The following is an 18932-nucleotide window of genomic DNA, read 5'->3' on the forward strand; positions in this document are numbered from 1 at the left end:
TGTTTCTTTTATTCAATACACTAACCCGACGGCAGAGAATACGAATAACAAACAAAGGACGAGAATCGGCAGGTTGTATTCTTTTCTGATGATGGTAAGCAGGGCGAATATACCAAGGGAAATAGTCGACAGGGCACTCGCTGCGTAACTTGCAGAGACAGCGACGGAAAACCAATCCATTAAAATGGTTGCATAGACGAGCAGAACACCAACGACGAAGGAATATTTTTTCATAAGCAGGGTGGTACGGTCGACTGCTTTTGCCGGTTTAATAGTCACATTCCCCAGGAGATCGCGATTACTGATTTTCGTATATTCTTCATTCAGTCTCGGGTAAATCGGCTGCATATAAGGTGCTTTGTTCTGAATCGAATCGAATCCCCAGGCGAGGCGTGTATCTCCAATCATATAGGTGGAGCTGTCTGTCGGCGGATCGACGGATGAGTAAGAGGGGGTAAGCTCCCGTTCCGGGTCGATGGAAAATACGACACGGTTTCCTTCTATACCTTCTTCGTATTTCTTTTTATTAGAGAAGACTCCGTACTTGATGGTCGCTCCGATATTGCGAAGTGGATGCCGGAAAAAGGTCCACATGGCGATGCTTACGTCCATGGGTGTCCATCCCTTCCCTTCAAGGAAAACCTCATTCCAGGCGTGCGGTTCATTCTTCCCCATCCAAGCCCCGACGAGCACTCTTGCCGGGATGCCCAGGGAACGGCAGTAGGAAGCGAGAAGCGCAGAAAGCTCTCCGCAGTCTCCTTTTTTTGAAGCTTTACAGTAGGGAACCCCCCGTTTGTTGAATTTCGTTGAGTATTTATAATGGTCACGGATGTGTCGGAAAAGAAGGCGTACTTTCGCATGATCGTCAACGGCGTCACGGACGATTTGTTGTGCTTCTTGAAGCGTCTCCTCATCAACCGGTATGAGGGAGGAGCTTCTGAGGAAGAAGGCTTTTTCTTCTGCGCTTTTTCCTACCGGGTCCCAATAACCTGCCTCCGCCTTCATGGAAAGCTGTGTATTTCCATCCAAGTGGAAGAAATAGAGATCCCCTAAGAAAGGATGGCTGGTACGGCGCGTGGGAGAAGCGCCGGGGAACGTGACATTCCGGCAATCGTCCGTCACAGAAAGCCAAACGTCGATTCCTTTGCTGCTTCTATTCTCGTATAAGAATTCGAATGTTTTTCGTTTCATGAAGCATTGCTCCCTTTTACGGATATTTTCTCAGGCAGCTTCTCCCGGAACCGCTTCATCCATGTCCAAGCCCGTTGATATTCCTTGTTGTTCAACAGCAGGAAGTCCAGTCCTATCATGATGGCTGAGAAAGTGATCAGTCCCATGACGATGGCAATTCCGATATGGAACGCTATGATTCCTGCGATGATGATATACTTCGCATATTTGTTGAACAGGGCGAGTGGAAATGCCAATTTGATCAGGATGGAAGCATAGGTGAAGAATACGATGAAATACGTATTGCTTGTGAGAACGCCTTCCCAAAATTCGGAAGAGTATTGTTCTACCTGCAGAATATAGTAGAGCGCGGTTCCACTGTTCCACCGTTCGCCCATGATCTGATAGATTCCCGAAGTGAAATACATGATGGACAATTGGATGACGACGAAAGCAAGCCCGAAATTATGGATGATGGCAAACGTATCTTTCCATCGATCCAGGAACTTCGGCCGTCTAAGGAACGTAACGGAGAAGTACGCCGTAACATTCATAAACAGCATATAGAAAAGACACAAGTACAGGATGTTATCGCCGCCGTCACTGATGAACGCATTTCGGTTAATGAGTGAAAAGGTGAACAGGAAGTTCATGATTTGTGTGAATTTGCCACCGGTCCCGATCATGAACAAGAAAGAGAAAATCAAACCTGCATGAAACATGACCTCGAAATAGGCGGCACTGTCAGACAGGCCGTAAACCGAAAAAGGGAGCCGGTAGATCGTATTGTAAATATCGTTCGAAATGACGCCGCTGTCCGCCCAGTAGAAGTGTCTTAATGGATAGTTGATGACATAGTTGTAAACCAGGATCGCACCGAGGACGATCCTTGTCACACTTGCACCGATTAAATGTTTAGGGGAGGTGAACCAGTCGATTATTCTATTCAGCATGTAGAGGGCTCCCTTCAGACGTCGTATGAATCCACATAGAAATAATCTCTCCATTCAAAATCGATGTACTGAGCTTCCCGTTTATAATCAGGATTGTTTCGCTCGGAATAAGGAACAGGAGAGACCTCCATGATCCGGACATTCACTTCCTTCACTTCCCCGGCATCCGTCAACAGCGGAATGGAGGAGTTGGCAAAACGATACAGGGCGTCGATCTGTTCGCTGCGCTGTTGTTCAATGACCTCTTCATTTACGACATCGGTCGCTTCTTCTTCCCCGGTTTTCTTCCTGTAGGCCATGACGAGGTCATTAGGTCGGTAAATGCTGAAGAAAATCCCGGAAGGTACCCTCGCTGCGCGGTTAATGGCACTGAACCGGTTCTGTTGATTGGAATCGAGAATCGGGGTGGAGATGTCGTTCCAATCCGATTCTTCTCCACTATCCGTCCGGTATTTGACGAGGATCTTATGATTCTTCGATATAGGCTCCGGGGCAAATAAGTTCCAGTTTTGATAGAACAGCGGATCTTTATACTGGTTGATGGCTTCCCTGTGGGTGACGGAAACAGGGTTGTTCGGCCCGACGGAAAGACCGAGCATCGTAAAGTGGAAAACTAGAAAAATCGTTCCGGCTAGGATAAGTACGAGGTGCCCTGGCTTGTTCATGACGGCCTCCTTTATGTTATGGTAATGATTGACAAAGGTAACGAGAGAGGATGACGACATTGAAAAAGTTCTCCTATGCCGCTTTGATTGCTGCGTCCGTTTTGAATATGCTGATTGCAGGCGCTACGTTAGCCGGATTGTTCTTAGTGGACACTCGTAACGGATTGAACGGGACAGAGTATTGGCTGGTCGGTAACCAGGCGTTTTTAGTAGCTACGCTGCTTGTGTTCATCGGGACGCTTGTACTCTTTTATCTTTTAGCGAAAGGACGGCCTGAAAAAAGAATTGCACCCTGGTTCATCGCCGCCGGACTTTTACTGATCATCACATCATTGGGATCCAGCTGGGTGACAAGTGCGCTTTTCTTTTTCGGCGGGTGGACAATTGGATCATCCGGGGAATGATGCGGGCTTCCTATGTATCTTTATGTTCCGCTTTCTCCGACCTTTTAAACCCAAGAATACTATAATTTGACATATAGACGGATGCATGAGAAGCTGGTAATTGTAAAAATACACCAAGGAGGAATTGCATGAAGTATAAGAAATTCGGAGCTATTGCACTAGCTGGGACTGTTGTATTAGGATCATTGGGAATGTCATCGTCTTTAGCCGCTTCGAATGAAGTAAGTCCGGAAGAGCAGAAGAAAGTCACAGGAGAAAATGCGGAAACCGTAGAGCCTGAAGCAGTACCAGCCATCGTCGGAACGGCGTTTCTGACAGGTGCAGCGGGTGCAGCGGGTGCGAAGGTCGGGGATGCTGTCGCTGACTTCGCTGTAGACAAGCTCAACGGCCACGAAAATGTTGACCCTGCTATTAAGGAAGATGCAAACCTTGATGTCATTTTTGACTGAAATACGAGCGATTAAGTAGAGATGATAATAGATAGAAAGATAGCCTGGCCCCGTTGGGTCAGGCTTTTTTTATGTATCGGGTGTCGTAGACAAGAGGACGGAAGCAGTCCTTATTCGCGTCTGTGCCTGGAGGCATATCTATTCCAAAGGTGGTAGCTGATCCAGAAAGCGAGAACGATGAGGAAGGAGTATTCTCGGTAATCCTCCGGGAGTGTAAGGTAGGTGAGGACGGCGGCAAGGAGGAAGGGCGGCAGTAAAATCCAATATCGTTCTCGGTTTGTCCGTTTCTTCATAAAAGTCCTCCCGACTTTTGTATCTTTCCTTTATGGAAGCGTATCATATCGACGGAAATTTTGGAAGGAGATGCCATCTATAAGCCTTTCCGGCCTCTGAGGCTTCAAAAATATGTTATGATTTAAATGGATTCCAGTTGGTTAAACACTTAGTAATCCTGGAAGTAAGGGATTAGATAGATAGGGATAGATTCAGAAAGGGGATACATAGTCTTGAACGCGAAATATTTGGATTTACTTGCTCAGAAATACGATTGTGAAGAGAAAGTAGTGACAGAGATCATCAACTTGAAAGCGATCCTCAATCTGCCGAAAGGGACCGAGCACTTCGTCAGCGATCTGCACGGGGAATACCAGTCCTTCCAGCACGTGCTTCGGAACGGCTCCGGACGTGTGCGGGAGAAGATCATGGACTTGTTTGCCGACGATCTTACAGAAGAAGAGATCAACGAGTTCGCTGCCCTGGTCTACTATCCGGAAGAAAAAATCAAGATCATCAAGAACGGCTTTGGTAACAAGGAAGAGCTCAATCAATGGTATACGCTCATCATCGACCGGATGCTGAAACTGATTTCCTATGCCTCTTCCAAATACACACGGAAGAAACTCCGCAAGGCCCTTCCGCAGCAGTTCGACTACATCGTCGAAGAACTGCTGTACAAAACGGAAGACTACTACAATAAAGAAGATTACTATAATAAAATCGTCCAGCAGGTGATCTCGCTCGGTCAGGCGGACAAGCTGATCATCGGGCTTGCCTATACGACTCAGCAGCTCGTCGTGGACCACCTGCACGTCGTTGGGGACATTTACGATCGTGGGCCGGAACCGGATAAAATCATGGAGACGCTCATCAACTACCACTCGGTCGATATCCAGTGGGGAAACCATGACGTCTTATGGATCGGTGCCTTCGCCGGTTCCAAAGTCTGCCTTGCCAACATCATCCGTATCTGTGCGCGCTATAACAACCTCGATATCATCGAAGACGTTTACGGAATCAACCTGCGGCCGCTGCAGAACCTGGCGGATAAATACTATGACGAAAATGCTGCGTTCCGTCCGAAAGTGCAGACCGATTCCAAGCTTTCGGATGATGAGATCGCACAAATCACGAAGATCCACCAGGCGATCGCCATGATCCAGTTCAAGCTGGAGAGTCCGATCATCAAGCGCCGTCCGTATTTCAACATGTCGAACAGGCTTCTTCTTGAGCAGATGGATCTGGAGAACAAAGAGCTGACCATCAACGGCCAAGCCTATCCACTGGAGAATACTTGTTTTTCAACGGTCGACCCTGAAGATCCTGCCCGCCTCCTTGAAGAGGAGCAGGAAGTGATCGACAAGCTGTTGTTCTCCGTCCAACATTCGGAGAAATTGGCCCGACACATGAAATTCCTCATGAAGAAGGGGAACCTGTATTTGAAATATAACGGAAACCTTCTGATTCACGGATGCATTCCGCTGGATGAAGACGGCAACCTGGAGAAAATGACGATAGAAGATCAGACGTACGGCGGCCGCGAGCTTCTCGATAAATTCGAGTATTACCTGCGTCATTCCTTCGCGCATCCGGAGGAAACCGACGATCTCGCAACAGACATGGTCTGGTATCTATGGACAGGCGAATATTCGTCGCTCTTCGGGAAGCGGGCGATGACGACGTTTGAGCGGTATTTCATTAAAGATAAAGCGACACATAAAGAAGTGAAGAACCCGTACTATACGCTTCGTGAATACGAAGAGACCTGCCATACGATCCTTGAGGAGTTCGATTTGGATCCGGAGCACGGTCATATTATCAACGGCCATACGCCGATCAAGGAAATCGAAGGCGAGGATCCGATCAAAGCGAACGGCAGAATGGTCGTCATCGACGGCGGCTTCTCGAAAGCCTACCAGTCCACGACCGGAATTGCCGGGTATACGCTGTTGTACAATTCCTACGGCATGCAGCTCGTCGCCCACAAGCACTTCAATTCAAAAGAAGAAGTGCTGAGCAACGGGACGGACGTGCTTTCCGTCAAGCGACTCGTCGACAAGGAGCTCGAACGGAAGAAGGTACTCGAGACCAATGTCGGGGAAGAGCTGCTTCAGGAGCTTCATATTTTGAACCGTCTGATGCAGGAACGTTATATGAATTAAACAGACCCTCCGGCGAATACTTGCCGGAGGCTTTTTTTGTGTTTGGAAAAGTTGCGGAAATATCCATTGACTATCGAGGAGAATTCTTATATAAAGAAGACGATTGTAAAAAACATGACGCCTGGGTAAGGGTTTTTATACATAACGCAATCAGGTGGAAAGCGGGGAGTACATTATTCAGTTACAGCGAATCGTAGAAAGCAAAACGTTCACAAACTTCATTCTGGCGGTCATCCTTTTCAATGCCGTCCTGCTCGGTCTTGCGACAGACGAGCGGATTTACGCATCCTATGAGAATATCTTCATTCTTCTCGATATCGTCATCCTGGCGATCTTCACCATTGAAATCCTGATGAAAATAGTGGTCTACCGTCTGCGTTTCTTCCGAGATGGGTGGAACATCTTCGACTTTGTCATCGTATTCGGCACGCTTATTTTATACAACAGCCACTTCATCGCTGTCCTGCGGATTCTCCGGGTTCTCCGGGTACTGCGGACGATTTCTGTCGTTCCATCGTTACGCAGGCTGACGACCGCACTGTTCATGGCCATTCCGGCGATTGGATCGGTGACGCTCTTAATGGGAATCATCTTTTACGTTTATGCCATCATCGGAACGAGCTTCTTCGGCGAACTTGCACCGGAATATTTCGGAGATGTCGGGTTAAGCACGCTGACGCTTTTCCAAGTGTTCACACTGGAGAGCTGGGCAAGCGGCGTCTTCCGGCCGATCTTTGCAGAAGTAACATGGTCCTGGCTGTATTTTGTTTCGTTCATTATCATTTCCGCTTTCATCATCCTCAACCTTATCGTCGGGGAAATCGTCAATAATGCCCAGCAGCTGTCTGAGCATGCCGAAGAGGAAAGCAGGGATATGGAACGGATCAAGCAGGATCTGCAGGAATTGAAGCAGATGATGAGAGAAAATGGAAAACATTGAAAGGCTTAGGGATTTCCCCCTCGGCTTTTTTTGTATGCCGCACGTAACAGGAGTTCTTGTGTAAGGGTGTAGAAGAGATTAAGGAAATTTATTGAAACGAGAGGCTGTTTTTGTCGTATAGTTGAGTAGAAGGTTCAGAGGAGAAAGGGGTGGCTTACGCTGAGGCACTTGAAAGCATTTTTCGGCATCGATTTGATCGTCATTTTGTGGGCGGCTGTGATGGCATACGTCCGTTGGGATATCCCGCTGTATCTGTGTGCGGGGATCGCTCTGCTCGCGCTTTTGCTTACCTATACATTTGCGAAACAGTTGGATAAGAGATCAGCTGACGTGGATGGGATAGAATCATGAAGGAGGATTTCTAATGCTATTATCTCCAATGAGGAACGAAGAGTTTCACCAATACCGAGAGCTGTCTGTACGGGAATATGCAGAGGAAAAGGTGCGTGCGGGGAATTGGAAGGAAGAAGAAGCGCTGGAGAAGTCGGAGGAGCAATTCCGTCAGCTGCTTCCGGACGGCGTGAATACGGTGGATCATTACCTGTTCATCATGCAGGAGGACGGGGAAGCGGTCGGAGTAATCTGGCTTTACAGGCAGACACCTGAGAAAGGGTTCATCTACGACATTAAAGTGGACGAGAGTAAACGCGGGTTCGGTCACGGAGAGCGGGCGATGCGTGCGTTGGAAACAGAAGCAGAGAAGCTCGGGCTGGCAACGATCGGGTTGCACGTGTTCGGACATAACAAAATCGCCCGGCGCTTATATGAGAAGTTAGGCTACATAGAAACGAATATTTCCATGGAGAAGAAGCTGCCACGAGACTCCTAGAGAAAGGAGAGGGAGTTCGAATGGAAAACCGGAAAGCCGCTCATCGAATGGTTTTCGATTATGGAAGCGGTCGTACGGATCGTTGGCGTTTGCTACATGTTTTTGATATTCACTCGACCGGAAATGCCGGAAGAAGGTTTTGTGCTGGCAGCCATCCTGCTGCTTTTAACGGGTGTCCGGGTGTTTAGGGCTATGGCAGAAGGGCGGAGGAAGTCGGCTGCGGCTGGATCAGGGTTTGTACTTTTCGTTGCACTGGTCCTTGTCGTCGCTGTTTATTTGTAGGGAAGGAAGTGGAGTACATAATGGTAAGATATGTCCTGCAGGCGTTGAATTACGGGAAGGTGGAAACGTTGACCTATGGTGGGAAAACGTTTGAATCCGCCATCAGGAAAGCGGCATCGGTAGCTCCGGTCTACCTGACAAAGGTCGGTTTGGCCGGGGATGAACAGGCGTATAAAGATCATGGTGGAGAAGACAAAGCGCTCTGCCTTTATCCTTATGATTACTATCCTTATTGGAAGGATATCGTCAAGGATCCTCCAGAGACAGCGCTGTTCGGAGAAAACTTGACTTGTGTCGGATTGACCGAAGAGAAGGGACATGTCGGAGACGTCTATGCATTCGGGGAAGCTGTCATCCAAATATCCGAACCGAGAAATCCTTGTTATAAGCTGGCGGCAAAGTATGCGGTGCCTGATATGGTGCTCCGCATGAGGGATACCGGTTTTACAGGCTTTCTCTTCCGTGTGCTGAAAGAGGGGTATGTTTCCAGTGAGGACGTCTTACTTTTGATGGAAAAAGGGGACGTTTCGATTGCGGAAGTGAACGAAGTGAAATTTCACGACCGTTATAATAAAGAGAAGCTGAAGAGAGTCCTCGCATCCGAACCGTTGGCGGAGAGTACGAAAGTCCCGCTCCGTAAGCAGTTAACGAAGGCGGAAAGCATGGCCTGATGGAGGGGAAGGGTTGTGGAGAGAGATTTTTTATGAAGGTGGAAAATCGGAATTCCGGCCTGCACGAACCATTGGCTGCGATAGAAGAAGTGCATTTTAGCGGCTGTAGTATTTCCCGAGAAATGATTGGAATTCTCCCCGCTGAGAATAAAGAAGAGAGCTGTTTGCGAACAGCTCTCTTCTTTGTTCTTACATATACCAGACTTCATTATTTGTCGATGATATGGCGACGGCGCCTGCTTTGATCGCTTCTACGACATCTTCTTTCTCGCATACAAGGCCACTGGCGATAATGGGGATATGTACTTTGTCTTTAACCCAGCCGATTGCTTTCGGCATCATGCCGGGGAGGATTTCTATGAAGTGGGGGGAGGAGTTTGCAATCTGCTTATCGATGCTTTTAAAGGAAATGGAATCGACAAGAAAGAAACGGTGAACCGTATAAAAACCGTAATTTTTGGCGGCGCGGACCATTTGTGCTTTCGTTGATATGATCCCGTCTGCCTGGGTGTTTTCTTTTAGGAACTGCAGGGAAACTTCTTTATTCGATGTACCTTCCAGCAGGTCGATGTGCACGAAAGCAAGCTTCCCGTGGGTTTTCACTTTCTCTACAATCTCACCTACATTGATGATGTCACTATTCAGGATGAATATAATTGTACAATCCGTCTGGATCGCTTCTTCTAATCCTTTGTCATCTTTTACAGCTGCGATGACTGGATTTTCTTCCAGCGCTTCTTCGACATGATCTCTCATAATAGTCTCCTTATCCACATATTTCTCTTTTTATTATATACAAATACTAGTTTAAGTAAAAGGGGAGGGCTCCTTGGGAAGGGAATCATGTCCGAATTTGACAGTCTGTGTAACTATGCCTATACTTATAGACAGTTAGAGTTACTAGAGCCGAGAGAAAAGTAACTTCCTCCTTGGGGGAAGTATGCTTTTCTCTCTTTTTTTTGCTCGAAAACTGCTCAGGAAGGAGTGGAAGATATGGACATGACCGATTTTTCGATGGATTTCTTTTCCTTGAAGGGAAAGACAGCCATCGTCACCGGTGGAAATACAGGCTTGGGTCGTGCATTTTCTCTTGCCCTGGCGAAAGCAGGGGCGGACCTTTTTATTCCGAGTCTTACAGAAGACGATGGAACGACGAGGCAACTTATTGAACAGACCGGAGCCAAGATGGAGTTCATGGAAGTGAACTTGACGGAAGACGGTGCCGCTAAAAGGATCGTCGACCGCTGTCTGGAAACGATGGGCGCGCTTGATATCGTCGTCAACAGTGCCGGGATGAATACCGTAGCAGAATTTAACGAGTTCGGACGGGACAAATGGGATCCGTTGGTGCAGGTGAATTTAACGGCAGCGTTCGAAATGAGTCACGAGGCTGCGAAAGTGATGATTCCGAAGCGTCAAGGGAAGATCATCAACATCTGTTCGGTGTTTTCCTACCACGGTGGACAGGGTTCTCCTGCCTACACGGCGAGTAAGCACGGTATTGCCGGACTTACAAAGGCGTATTGCGATGAACTGGCTCAGTACAATATCCAAGTGAACGGGATCGCTCCCGGTTACTATGCCACAGATATAACGGAAAACACACGCAATGACCCGGCAGCCAACCAGAAAGTGTTGGATCACACACCTGCCAGCCGCTGGGGCGAACCGGCTGATTTGATGGGAGCGACCGTCTTTCTGGCAAGCCGGGCTGCCGACTACGTCAATGGACACATCATGGCAGTGGACGGAGGATACCTTGTCCGCTGATTAGGGAGAAAGGAGCTGGGGGCGAAATGACGGAACGCTACATAATTGGAGTCGACGGAGGATCACAGAGTACGAAGGTGGTGATCTACGACTTGAAAGGAAACCCGGTCAGCCGGGGAGTACAGCCGCTGAAGCCGGTGGATACTCCCGAACCCGGGCAGGTGGAGCATCCGGGAGATGATCTTTGGGACTCCCTTGCTGCTGCATCGAAAAAGGCGATGGATCAGTTCTCCGGTGACCGGGAAGCTATCCTCGGAGTCGGGTTGTGCACGATCCGCTTCGTCCGCTGTCTGTTGAAAGCAGACGGATGCCTTGCTTCCCCCGCCCAAAGCTGGATGGATGAGAGGGTCTCCAAACCATATGAACAGGAAGATCCGGAAGTTTCCTACGTCACGACATCCTCTGGTTATCTCACGCATCGGCTGACTGGAGAGAAAAAGGATTCTGCAGGGAATTACCAGGGCCAGTGGCCGATAGATACAGATACGTGGGGGTGGAGTGAAGAGGATTCCTTGTATGAGCAATACAACCTGTCGAAAGACATGCTCTTTGACCTCTACCCTCCTGGAACCATCCTCGGCCATATCACGGAGGAGGCGTCTTTGGCTACCGGCATTCCGAAGGGGCTTCCGGTTGTTGCAACCGCCAATGATAAAGCGGTGGAAGCGCTTGGGGCGGGCATCCGCACACAAGAGACGGCACTGATTTCCCTGGGAACGTACATAGCGGGGATGGTGCACGGCGGTAGGCAGAATGTGAAGGAAGCAGAGAATTACTGGACGAACTTTTCTGCTGTACCGCAGGAGTATCTCTACGAAAGTGGAGGAATCCGGCGGGGTATGTGGACCGTCAGCTGGTTCAAAGAGCTGCTTGGTGAAGACCTCGTGAAAAAAGCGGAAGCGTCGGGGGTTTCACCGGAGGATTACTTAAACGCGGAAGCGGATTCCCGTGTTCCGCCGGGAAGTGACGGACTCCTTACCGTTCTCGACTGGCTGGCTCCTGCGGGGCAGCCGTATAAGAAAGGCATGATGATCGGCTTCGACGTCCGTCATACAGGTGCCCATATGTACCGGTCGATTCTTGAAGGGATCGCCCTTACGATGAAAGCCCACATGGATGCTATGTACGCGGAGATGGGAGAACGGCTGGAACGTATCATCCTTACGGGCGGGGGCTCCAACGGGGACTTGATGATGCAGATTTTTGCCGACGTGTTCGGTGTACCGGCAGACAGGAATGTGATCAACGGTTCCGCAAGCCTCGGGTCAGCGATTAATACATCCGTTGCGCTGGGGATCTACGAGAACTACGACCAGGCGATAACGGAGATGGTGAAGGTCAAAGACAGTTTTTCGCCGGACATGGACACGCACGATTTTTATACGCGGTTTAATGAAGAAGTGTACCAGCAAATAACGGCACATACAGACCCGGTTTTGAAGCAGGCGCATGCCTTTTTCAACCGGTAAGAAGCTGCCGTTTTCTATAAATCTATCAATTTAAGATGAGGAGTTTTAACTATGGTATTGACAAGAGAACAGATTGTAAAGGACATCCAGGCATTTATTGCAGAAGACAGGGTCATTACAGAAGAAGAAGTGTTGAAAGAAAACAGTGTGGACCGTTTCCGTAAATATGAAACGATTCACGGGATCTACACGCAGCCGCTTCCTGCTGCTGTCGTCAAAGTGAAGGATGAGCAGGAAGTATCCGATCTCCTTCGTTATATGAACGACAACGGTATTAACGCTGTACCTCGTACCGGCGGTTCTGCTACGGAAGGTGGTCTGGAGACGGCTGTGGAGAATTCCATCGTCATCGATGGATCAGGAATGGATGAGATTGTAAGCATCGATCCGTACGATATGCTGGCGACCGTCAAATGCGGCGTTCCATTAGAAGTGTTGGAGGATAAGCTTAGGGAACAAGGGTTGACGACGGGCCACTCTCCGCAGTCGAAGCCGCTCGCTCAAATGGGCGGACTGGTAGCGACGCGTAGTATCGGCCAGCTTTCCACTTTGTACGGCGGCATTGAAGACATGGTGATCGGTCTGGAAGCGGTATTTCCGAATGGCGAAGTGACAAAAATCAGAAACATCCCGCGTCGCGCGGCAGGACCTGATATTCGTCATGTCATCATCGGCAACGAAGGAGCCCTTTGCTACATTACGGAAGTGACCGTGAAGGTCTTCAAGTATCAGCCGGATAACAACCGCTACTTCGGGTACTTATTGGATGATATGAAGAAAGGATTTGAAATTCTACGGGAAGTGATGGTGCAGGGGTACCGTCCGTCTGTGGCCCGGCTGTACGATCCGGAAGATGGAGCGGATCATTTTGATTTCTCGAAAGGTAAATGTGTCCTTATCTTCATGGCGGAAGGTCCGAAGGCTTTGGCGGAAGTGACGGGAGCAGCTATTGAAGAAATCGTCAGCGAGCACGGGCCGGCGGAACAAGTGGAAAGCCGTTTGATTCAGAACTGGTTCGAGAACCTGAATTGGGAACCGGCAAAAGTGCAGGAAGAGAGAAAAGAAATCAAAGAGACGAACAATATCGGATTTACGACAGAAGTATCAGGGACATGGGGCGTCATTCATGATATTTATGAGCGGTGCATCAAACGCGTGCGGGAAGAGATTCCTCACATTACTATGCTCGGCGGTCACTCCTCGCACAGTTACATGAACGGTACGAATATGTATTTCGTTTATTATTACGACCTTGTTGACATTAAGCCGGAAGAAGAAATCTCCAAATATCATTATCCGATCAACAAGATCATTGTAGAAGAAACGATCAAGGCGGGCGGTTCCATGGTCCACCACCATGGTGTCGGAAAGCACAGAACCCCATGGATCAAAGAGGAATATGGTTCTTCCTATTATATTTTGGAAACGCTCAAGCAGGCATTTGACCCGAAAGGCATCATGAATAAAGGGACAATCTTCCCGAAAGAAGATAAGTAAATGCTTCTTCTCTAGATGTAGTCGACTGCCGGACCGGAATAAGAACCGGTCCGGCGGTGTCTGCATTTTTATAATGACGAAACGGCAGAGGGAAGTCTGCTGAAACATAGAAAACCTGTTGAAAACAAGGAGGAAAAATATGAGTAGCAAAAAAAGGGTGCGGATTCGTCCGCTGGTATTTTTGCCGGCCTTTGTATTACTCTTACTTACGATTATATTAAACTTTGTCAGCTATGATTGGTTTTTACACGTTACGACCGTCGCCAAAAACTTCATGACGCAGGAGCTCGGCTGGGTGTACAGTCTTGCAGGCGTCGCTTGTGTTATCCTGATTATCTTCGCGTACTTCTCTCCACTTGGAAACGTGAAGATCGGGGGAGCAGAGGCGAAGCCTTTACTTAGAAAGAAAACATGGTTTGCCATCACGTTGACAACGACGATCGCTGCCGGAATTTTGTTTTGGGGAACAGCAGAGCCGATTTCTCACTTCACCTCTCCTCCACAATCGCTTGGGATTGAGCCGATGTCTGCGGAGGCGGCCATTTTTGCAATGGAAACGCTCTATCTGCACTGGACATTCATCCCGTATGCGTTCTATTCCATCCCTACCATCGTGTTTGCCTTCGCTTATTACAACATGAAGCGCTCCTTTAGTGTAGGCTCGCAAATTTCGCCGGCTCTCAGGAATTACAATCAAGATAAAATCAACACGGTCGTCGATGCGGTGATCCTTTTTGCAGTAGCCGCGGCCATTGCTTCCTCCTTCGGTACGTCCGTAATGAATATGGGCGGAGGAATCAACTCGCTGTTCGGCATTGATAATGATAAATCGCTCTGGGTAGTCATCACCATCATCGGGACCATTGCCTTCATCGTCTCTTCCAGTACGGGTCTGATGAAGGGAATCCGGGTGCTGGCTGACTTTAATATCTACTTGTACTACATCATCATAGCTGCGCTTATCATTCTCGGTCCGACCGTCTTCATGTTCAGTATGGGAACGGAAAGCTTTGGAGGGTTCCTGTCGAACTTCTTTGATAAAGCACTGTTCACCGGAGAAACAGCGAACGACGATTGGGCAAGCGGCTGGACGACCTTCTATTGGTCGAACTGGATGGCCTGGGCTCCTGTAACAGCGGTTTTCCTGGCAAGGATCGCCTACGGATATACGGTCAAAGAAGTCATAATGATGAACTTCGTCATCCCCGGCTTTTTCAGTGTCCTATGGATGACGGTGCTGGGTGGAACCGCCCTTAATTTCCAAATGACGGGGAAGGTTGATCTGGCGGAAGTGATTGCTGAACAGGGAACAGGGGCAGCCGGTTACGCTGTTTTAAGTGAGCTGCCCTTTGCAAGTGTTCTGATTATCATCTACCTGCTTGCTGTCATGATTTCATTTGTCACGGCAACAGATTCGACGACGAATGCGATGGCAAGCATCAGTTCCACCGGGATAACCGAGGGGTCCCAGGAAGCTCCTGTCTTCATCAAAGTGACGTGGGGTGTGATTGTAGGTGCTGTTGCGCTGATTTTCATTTCCACCCTTGGGTTGGACGGGATTCGGACGCTTTCTTATCTGGGTGGGTTTCCGGCTCTCTTCCTCGGTGTATTGAGCTTGATTTCGTTAATGGTCATTATGAAAAATCCGAAGAAATTTGATCGTCATTCTTCAGATAGACAATAAAGGGAAAAGCCGGCAGATTGCCGGCTTTTTTTAATGAAAAGGCTTAGTTAAAGTTTGTTGTTGATATTTGAACAATTAGAACAAGTGTCCTTGGTTCAAGCTTCTATATCTAATGGGAAAGTCTTTTTAAATTGTTCAATAAAACCCCGTATAGTTTAGCAAAGAGTTTTGTTTTAGTCATTGGTACTTCGTTCGTTATATTGGGTGCTTGGGTGATATAAGCGTTACGGTTACCTCGGATTCATATCGTACGTAAACGGGGGCAATAGCTGAAAATTGTATAGTTAATCTTCAGCTATTTCTTTTATTCAAGAACGCAGTTGTCTAGAAGACAAAATTTCGAAGTGTTTTTAAAAAGGTACTCTTTATCCATTGTGTTGAAAATGAATTGTTAAATATATACATAGACATTTAGATAAGGTGTTGAGGTTGCTAATTCACGTGGTTTAAAACTATAGAACAAAAAGCTCTCACTTTTGGCGGTTTTTTATTTGTTTTAATTTGTGAACTTAATATCTTGATCAATGTCTACTAATGAATAGGTTATAGTAGAACTATTTAATTCAATTTCCTCATCATTTACTTCATCTAGCTTATCTAAACTCAAATCATTAAAATCTTTTTCATTAATATACCCATAAACTAATTTTGTTGAGTCATCGATTTCGATATAGTCGGAAGAATATACTTCTCCTGTAGACGCCAAGTGTGCTGTTCCTTTAGAATACTCCCAATTTCCATCGTTACTTTCCTGGAAAATTGATAAGCCAACTCCCTGGTTGTTTTCGCTATCTTCTAAAATATAAAAAACTAGTTTTCCAAACTCTTCATCTTGTTCTGCAATAATTTCTTCAAAGTGTTCTTGTTTTTCTTCTATCTGTTGTTCAAGGTTATCACTTTCCCCGGAATTTGCTTCTGAACAACCTACGATTAATGTAGTCAATACAAGGAGCGAGAAAACCTTCAAATAAGATGATTTTTGTTTTACAAACAAAATATCCACCCCAAACAAATATGATTATTATACATTTTAACAAATGTTAAAGGTGCATTCCTAATATATATAAGAGAGTAGGAATTTCCTACCCACTTTATAACCTGATTCTTTAGTATGTTCTTTCAGTAAAGCCTTCGGCAATATCTTTTCTAGCAAAATATGAGCCGCCTGTTCCACCAGATACACTAAATCCAGCTGCTTCAAATCCTGCGGATGCTTCATAAGTAGTTTCTACTTCAATTGTTGCAGCTCCAGTCACCTCAATTTCAGTTGTAGGAAAAGAACCAGTTGTTGATATAGCATCAGATGTTCTATTGACTAGCTGGTGATTTCCACTAGATGTTTGCCAGAAAGTATCTCTTACTTCATTAATTTGTCTAAAGGAACCTGATCCTTCTATTACAAGGCGTGCGCTCAAAGTACTTTCTAAATCATTATCTATTCGTGATTCGCTGACAGTTAAAAATGTATCTTGGGCACTAACATCTTGTGTAGATAGAGGTATTTCTTCTTTAACAGTGAAGGTTTTTAATAATTCATTAGTCTCCTTATCATAGATGAATAACTTTTCCTTTAAAGGCTCCTCAAATTTCTCAATACTCACCTCAGACTTCTTATACGGAATTACTATATTAAGTCCCATTAAGTTTTCAGTATATTCATCAGAATTTTCTGTTGTACTAATCGATGCAGATGCTGAAGTTCCAAAGCTAATCAATGCAAAAAATAAAACAATGAAAAATACGGGTAACAAAAACATTTTCTTCAAAATATAATCACCCATCATTTGGTATATATTGTATGTAACCTTTTTGTAATAAAATAAACATAACATTACGATTTAATTTAATAAGGAGTCAAATGGAACGAGGGAAAAGTTACCTGTTATTTATGCTTGAGGATCTATTGCAACTTGGGGGGCAAGTTTCAGGAAAATAAGAGACTATTCTACTGCTTTTGGTAATTTTTATGATAACGGATATACTGGATACGATTTTAAGGCTGAAACAAACAAATTTAGCTAGAGATAAAAAGTAATTCTTATACAAAGAGAATATTTATGATTAATAAAGTTTACTTTAGTAGTAGTTTTATTAGCATTACTAATTACAGTAGGTGTAGGGCAAGCCGATATTCCTGATTATGAGAACTTCAATAATACGATGGGTTGTTTTAACAGTAGTGGCTACACTACTGTTAACTCTGGTTTAGCGTTTACAGGGACTTAACTAAACCAGAATAAATGGTGTTAATTATTGTCGTTTACTGCTGTATTTCTTGTCATTCAGTGGTAAAAAGTACGTCAAGGTTGTTATATTTCCTTAGCTGCAATTAGTAGTAGAATTCTACTGATTATCTCAGTAATTTTATATTTTGTTTGGTGGTTTACACATTGATTTAATATAGTTAATTAGCACATAGCTCTATGTGAAAACAACTCGATACGGAGTGTTAAATTGGAAGTTTCTTATTTGTAATAATATCAACACTAAATTTTAACAGGGGCAATGAATTTAGAATATTTTGAAACATCTAATATACTCAAACGTATACAAAATATAAAGGGGGGGATGATGATGAAGCATGTGTTTTGGTCTTCAGCGACAATCGTGGCTATAGCGGCGGCCAACTGGCTTATTGCCGCCTTCTTGGGAGGAACGGTGATGGATTATGCCTTCCTTACCGGTTTAGCGGCGGCTACCACCGTTGGCTTTTTTAATTCTTCCGGGGGATTTGCATCGGATGCCATCCGTCTGAGTGCCCAGGCACAGACGGGCATCAAAGTGGAGAAGGATAAGCAGACCTTCCGGCCGACGGTCGTTTTTTATACGGCTGTCGTTTATACGATCGTCGCTCTTATCGCCACGATCATTTATTACAAGGATTATTTCCTGTGAGGGGAGCGGATCTGGTAAAGAAAGCAGAGGCGCAGGCCGCGTTTTACGCGGAAAATCCGAAGGTGGAGGTGATCTTTCTTGCGGGATCGGTCGCGCGCGGATGGGATGATGCGTTTTCGGACATTGAATTGCACATCCTTTGGAAAGCGCCGCCGACGGAGGAGGATCGAATCGGCCCGGTTTCTGAGGTGGGTGGATCGATTCTGAGCTTCGAACCATATGAAGACGAAGAATGGTCGGAAGCCTACACCGACGAGTCGGGGCTGAAGTTTGAAATCAGCAGTTTCCTTACGGAGACAGTGGAACGGTACATAACAGACGTCGTCGAAGACGGAGAGTTCGATTATGATAAACAGTGCATCCTGTCTTCCATTCAGGATGGAAAGATTCTTTATGGAAAAGCGCAGGGGCAACGGATGAAAACAAGGACGGATGCTTATCCGGATGTGCTCGCAGCGAAGATGATTTCTGAAAACCTCGAGCTGACGAATCGCTGGAGCAACCGACAGGCGCTGAAGGCCCGCGGGGACTGGTTGATGTTTTATGATCTTGTGACGTTTGTCCAGAAAAAGTTGATGGGCGTATTGTTCGGCATGAACCGGATGTATGTCCAGCATCCTTCTTTCAAGTGGATGGTATGGAACATAGACAGAATGGAAGAAAAGCCGGACCGTTTTGGCGAGCGGATGTCCACCCTTATCTCTAAAGATCCCGCGGATACGCTCGCTGACTTGGAAGCGTTGGTGGAAGAGGTGCGGGCCTTGGTATCGAAGCGCGGTTGACAGGTATTAAAAAACCAGCGGAGCTCTATGCTCC

At 46.6% G+C, this 18932-nt stretch carries 21 protein-coding genes; 14 read left to right on the plus strand and 7 right to left on the minus strand.

All coding sequences use genetic code 11. From position 1 onward, the window contains the following. Positions 1–12: 12 nt before the first annotated feature. Genes QRD89_RS06565 through QRD89_RS06575 form a run of 3 tightly spaced genes read right to left on the minus strand, consistent with a single transcriptional unit; the run spans position 13 to position 2788 of the window. A complete protein-coding gene (locus QRD89_RS06565; RefSeq protein ID WP_286096545.1) occupies positions 13–1191 on the minus strand; it encodes a transglutaminase-like domain-containing protein in 1179 nt (392 codons plus the stop codon). Next, entirely contained in the window at positions 1188–2123 is a 936-nt protein-coding gene (locus QRD89_RS06570) for an HTTM domain-containing protein (RefSeq protein WP_026578446.1), read from the minus strand. The genes QRD89_RS06565 and QRD89_RS06570 overlap by 4 nt, the downstream gene beginning before the upstream one ends. Positions 2124–2137: 14 nt before the next feature. Continuing rightward, complete coding sequence (locus QRD89_RS06575) at positions 2138–2788, minus strand: DUF5819 family protein (RefSeq protein WP_008638061.1); 651 nt, start codon at positions 2786–2788, stop codon at positions 2138–2140. A gap of 50 nt (positions 2789–2838) precedes the next feature. Here QRD89_RS06575 and QRD89_RS06580 point away from each other — a divergent pair, with 50 nt between their 5' ends. Further along, on the plus strand, positions 2839–3192 hold the full coding sequence (locus QRD89_RS06580; protein ID WP_286096546.1) for a hypothetical protein: 354 nt from the start codon (positions 2839–2841) through the stop codon (positions 3190–3192). Positions 3193–3320: 128 nt separating this feature from the next. Next, positions 3321–3641: a hypothetical protein gene (locus QRD89_RS06585; protein WP_008638064.1), complete on the plus strand. Its 321-nt coding sequence runs from the start codon at positions 3321–3323 to the stop codon at positions 3639–3641. A gap of 110 nt (positions 3642–3751) precedes the next feature. Here QRD89_RS06585 and QRD89_RS06590 read toward each other — a convergent pair whose 3' ends face one another. Further along, the gene (locus tag QRD89_RS06590; protein WP_026578449.1) at positions 3752–3934 is read right to left on the minus strand and encodes a hypothetical protein; all 183 of its coding nucleotides are present in this window, start codon (positions 3932–3934) and stop codon (positions 3752–3754) included. Between the two features lie 213 nt (positions 3935–4147). Between QRD89_RS06590 and QRD89_RS06595 the strand changes: the two genes are divergently transcribed. The 6 genes from QRD89_RS06595 (at position 4148) to QRD89_RS06620 (ending at position 8801) form a co-directional block, all read left to right on the plus strand. Then, complete coding sequence (locus tag QRD89_RS06595; protein WP_286096547.1) at positions 4148–6079, plus strand: fructose-1,6-bisphosphatase; 1932 nt, start codon at positions 4148–4150, stop codon at positions 6077–6079. A gap of 154 nt (positions 6080–6233) precedes the next feature. Then, positions 6234–7019, plus strand: a complete 786-nt coding sequence (locus tag QRD89_RS06600) for an ion transporter (RefSeq protein ID WP_286096548.1) — start codon at positions 6234–6236, stop codon at positions 7017–7019. 168 nt (positions 7020–7187) lie between these two features. Next, positions 7188–7370: a hypothetical protein gene (locus QRD89_RS06605; protein WP_026578452.1), complete on the plus strand. Its 183-nt coding sequence runs from the start codon at positions 7188–7190 to the stop codon at positions 7368–7370. A gap of 13 nt (positions 7371–7383) precedes the next feature. After that, complete coding sequence (locus tag QRD89_RS06610; protein ID WP_286096549.1) at positions 7384–7848, plus strand: GNAT family N-acetyltransferase; 465 nt, start codon at positions 7384–7386, stop codon at positions 7846–7848. Positions 7849–7908: 60 nt separating this feature from the next. Continuing rightward, a complete protein-coding gene (locus QRD89_RS06615) occupies positions 7909–8130 on the plus strand; it encodes a hypothetical protein (protein ID WP_286096550.1) in 222 nt (73 codons plus the stop codon). Between the two features lie 20 nt (positions 8131–8150). Continuing rightward, positions 8151–8801, plus strand: a complete 651-nt coding sequence (locus QRD89_RS06620; protein ID WP_286096551.1) for an MOSC domain-containing protein — start codon at positions 8151–8153, stop codon at positions 8799–8801. A 189-nt stretch (positions 8802–8990) separates the two neighbouring features. Here QRD89_RS06620 and QRD89_RS06625 read toward each other — a convergent pair whose 3' ends face one another. Then, complete coding sequence (locus QRD89_RS06625; protein ID WP_008638075.1) at positions 8991–9557, minus strand: glycerol-3-phosphate responsive antiterminator; 567 nt, start codon at positions 9555–9557, stop codon at positions 8991–8993. 237 nt (positions 9558–9794) lie between these two features. Between QRD89_RS06625 and QRD89_RS06630 the strand changes: the two genes are divergently transcribed. The 4 genes from QRD89_RS06630 to QRD89_RS06645 all read left to right on the plus strand — a co-directional run bounded on the left by QRD89_RS06630 (position 9795) and on the right by QRD89_RS06645 (position 15221). Next, positions 9795–10571, plus strand: a complete 777-nt coding sequence (locus QRD89_RS06630) for an SDR family oxidoreductase (protein WP_286096552.1) — start codon at positions 9795–9797, stop codon at positions 10569–10571. Positions 10572–10597: 26 nt separating this feature from the next. Further along, entirely contained in the window at positions 10598–12040 is a 1443-nt protein-coding gene (locus QRD89_RS06635) for an FGGY-family carbohydrate kinase (RefSeq protein WP_286096553.1), read from the plus strand. A 51-nt stretch (positions 12041–12091) separates the two neighbouring features. Beyond that, entirely contained in the window at positions 12092–13537 is a 1446-nt protein-coding gene (locus QRD89_RS06640; protein WP_286096554.1) for an FAD-binding oxidoreductase, read from the plus strand. Between the two features lie 139 nt (positions 13538–13676). Further along, positions 13677–15221 (plus strand): BCCT family transporter, encoded by a 1545-nt coding sequence (locus QRD89_RS06645; RefSeq protein ID WP_008638082.1) that lies wholly within the window; start codon positions 13677–13679, stop codon positions 15219–15221. A 496-nt stretch (positions 15222–15717) separates the two neighbouring features. Here QRD89_RS06645 and QRD89_RS06650 read toward each other — a convergent pair whose 3' ends face one another. Together QRD89_RS06650 and QRD89_RS06655 are read right to left on the minus strand one after the other, a co-directional pair. Further along, positions 15718–16215, minus strand: a complete 498-nt coding sequence (locus tag QRD89_RS06650) for a hypothetical protein (protein ID WP_286096555.1) — start codon at positions 16213–16215, stop codon at positions 15718–15720. Between the two features lie 112 nt (positions 16216–16327). Continuing rightward, positions 16328–16987 carry a hypothetical protein gene (locus QRD89_RS06655; protein WP_152413443.1) on the minus strand — a complete coding sequence of 220 codons (660 nt, stop codon included), beginning with the start codon at positions 16985–16987 and terminating at the stop codon, positions 16328–16330. Positions 16988–17795: 808 nt separating this feature from the next. Here QRD89_RS06655 and QRD89_RS06660 point away from each other — a divergent pair. Further along, entirely contained in the window at positions 17796–18116 is a 321-nt protein-coding gene (locus QRD89_RS06660; RefSeq protein WP_026578460.1) for a hypothetical protein, read from the plus strand. Beyond that, positions 18113–18898 carry a DUF4037 domain-containing protein gene (locus QRD89_RS06665; protein WP_286096556.1) on the plus strand — a complete coding sequence of 262 codons (786 nt, stop codon included), beginning with the start codon at positions 18113–18115 and terminating at the stop codon, positions 18896–18898. The genes QRD89_RS06660 and QRD89_RS06665 overlap by 4 nt, the downstream gene beginning before the upstream one ends. Positions 18899–18932 lie beyond the last annotated feature (34 nt).

This window comes from Halobacillus sp. ACCC02827 (assembly GCF_030291935.1).
In the GTDB taxonomy this organism is placed as follows: Bacteria; Bacillota; Bacilli; order Bacillales; family Halobacillaceae; genus Halobacillus.

Coding starts and splice junctions, on each gene's coding strand:
- QRD89_RS06585 (WP_008638064.1), top strand. CDS start 3,321: ATGAAGTATAAGAAATTCGGAGCTATTGCACTAGCTGGGACTGTTGTA.
- QRD89_RS06615 (WP_286096550.1), top strand. CDS start 7,909: ATGGAAGCGGTCGTACGGATCGTTGGCGTTTGCTACATGTTTTTGATA.
- QRD89_RS06630 (WP_286096552.1), top strand. CDS start 9,795: ATGGACATGACCGATTTTTCGATGGATTTCTTTTCCTTGAAGGGAAAG.
- QRD89_RS06570 (WP_026578446.1), bottom strand. CDS start 2,123: ATGCTGAATAGAATAATCGACTGGTTCACCTCCCCTAAACATTTAATC.
- QRD89_RS06575 (WP_008638061.1), bottom strand. CDS start 2,788: ATGAACAAGCCAGGGCACCTCGTACTTATCCTAGCCGGAACGATTTTT.
- QRD89_RS06610 (WP_286096549.1), top strand. CDS start 7,384: ATGCTATTATCTCCAATGAGGAACGAAGAGTTTCACCAATACCGAGAG.
- QRD89_RS06565 (WP_286096545.1), bottom strand. CDS start 1,191: ATGAAACGAAAAACATTCGAATTCTTATACGAGAATAGAAGCAGCAAA.
- QRD89_RS06620 (WP_286096551.1), top strand. CDS start 8,151: ATGGTAAGATATGTCCTGCAGGCGTTGAATTACGGGAAGGTGGAAACG.
- QRD89_RS06625 (WP_008638075.1), bottom strand. CDS start 9,557: ATGAGAGATCATGTCGAAGAAGCGCTGGAAGAAAATCCAGTCATCGCA.
- QRD89_RS06660 (WP_026578460.1), top strand. CDS start 17,796: ATGAAGCATGTGTTTTGGTCTTCAGCGACAATCGTGGCTATAGCGGCG.
- QRD89_RS06645 (WP_008638082.1), top strand. CDS start 13,677: ATGAGTAGCAAAAAAAGGGTGCGGATTCGTCCGCTGGTATTTTTGCCG.
- QRD89_RS06590 (WP_026578449.1), bottom strand. CDS start 3,934: ATGAAGAAACGGACAAACCGAGAACGATATTGGATTTTACTGCCGCCC.
- QRD89_RS06640 (WP_286096554.1), top strand. CDS start 12,092: ATGGTATTGACAAGAGAACAGATTGTAAAGGACATCCAGGCATTTATT.
- QRD89_RS06580 (WP_286096546.1), top strand. CDS start 2,839: ATGACGACATTGAAAAAGTTCTCCTATGCCGCTTTGATTGCTGCGTCC.
- QRD89_RS06635 (WP_286096553.1), top strand. CDS start 10,598: ATGACGGAACGCTACATAATTGGAGTCGACGGAGGATCACAGAGTACG.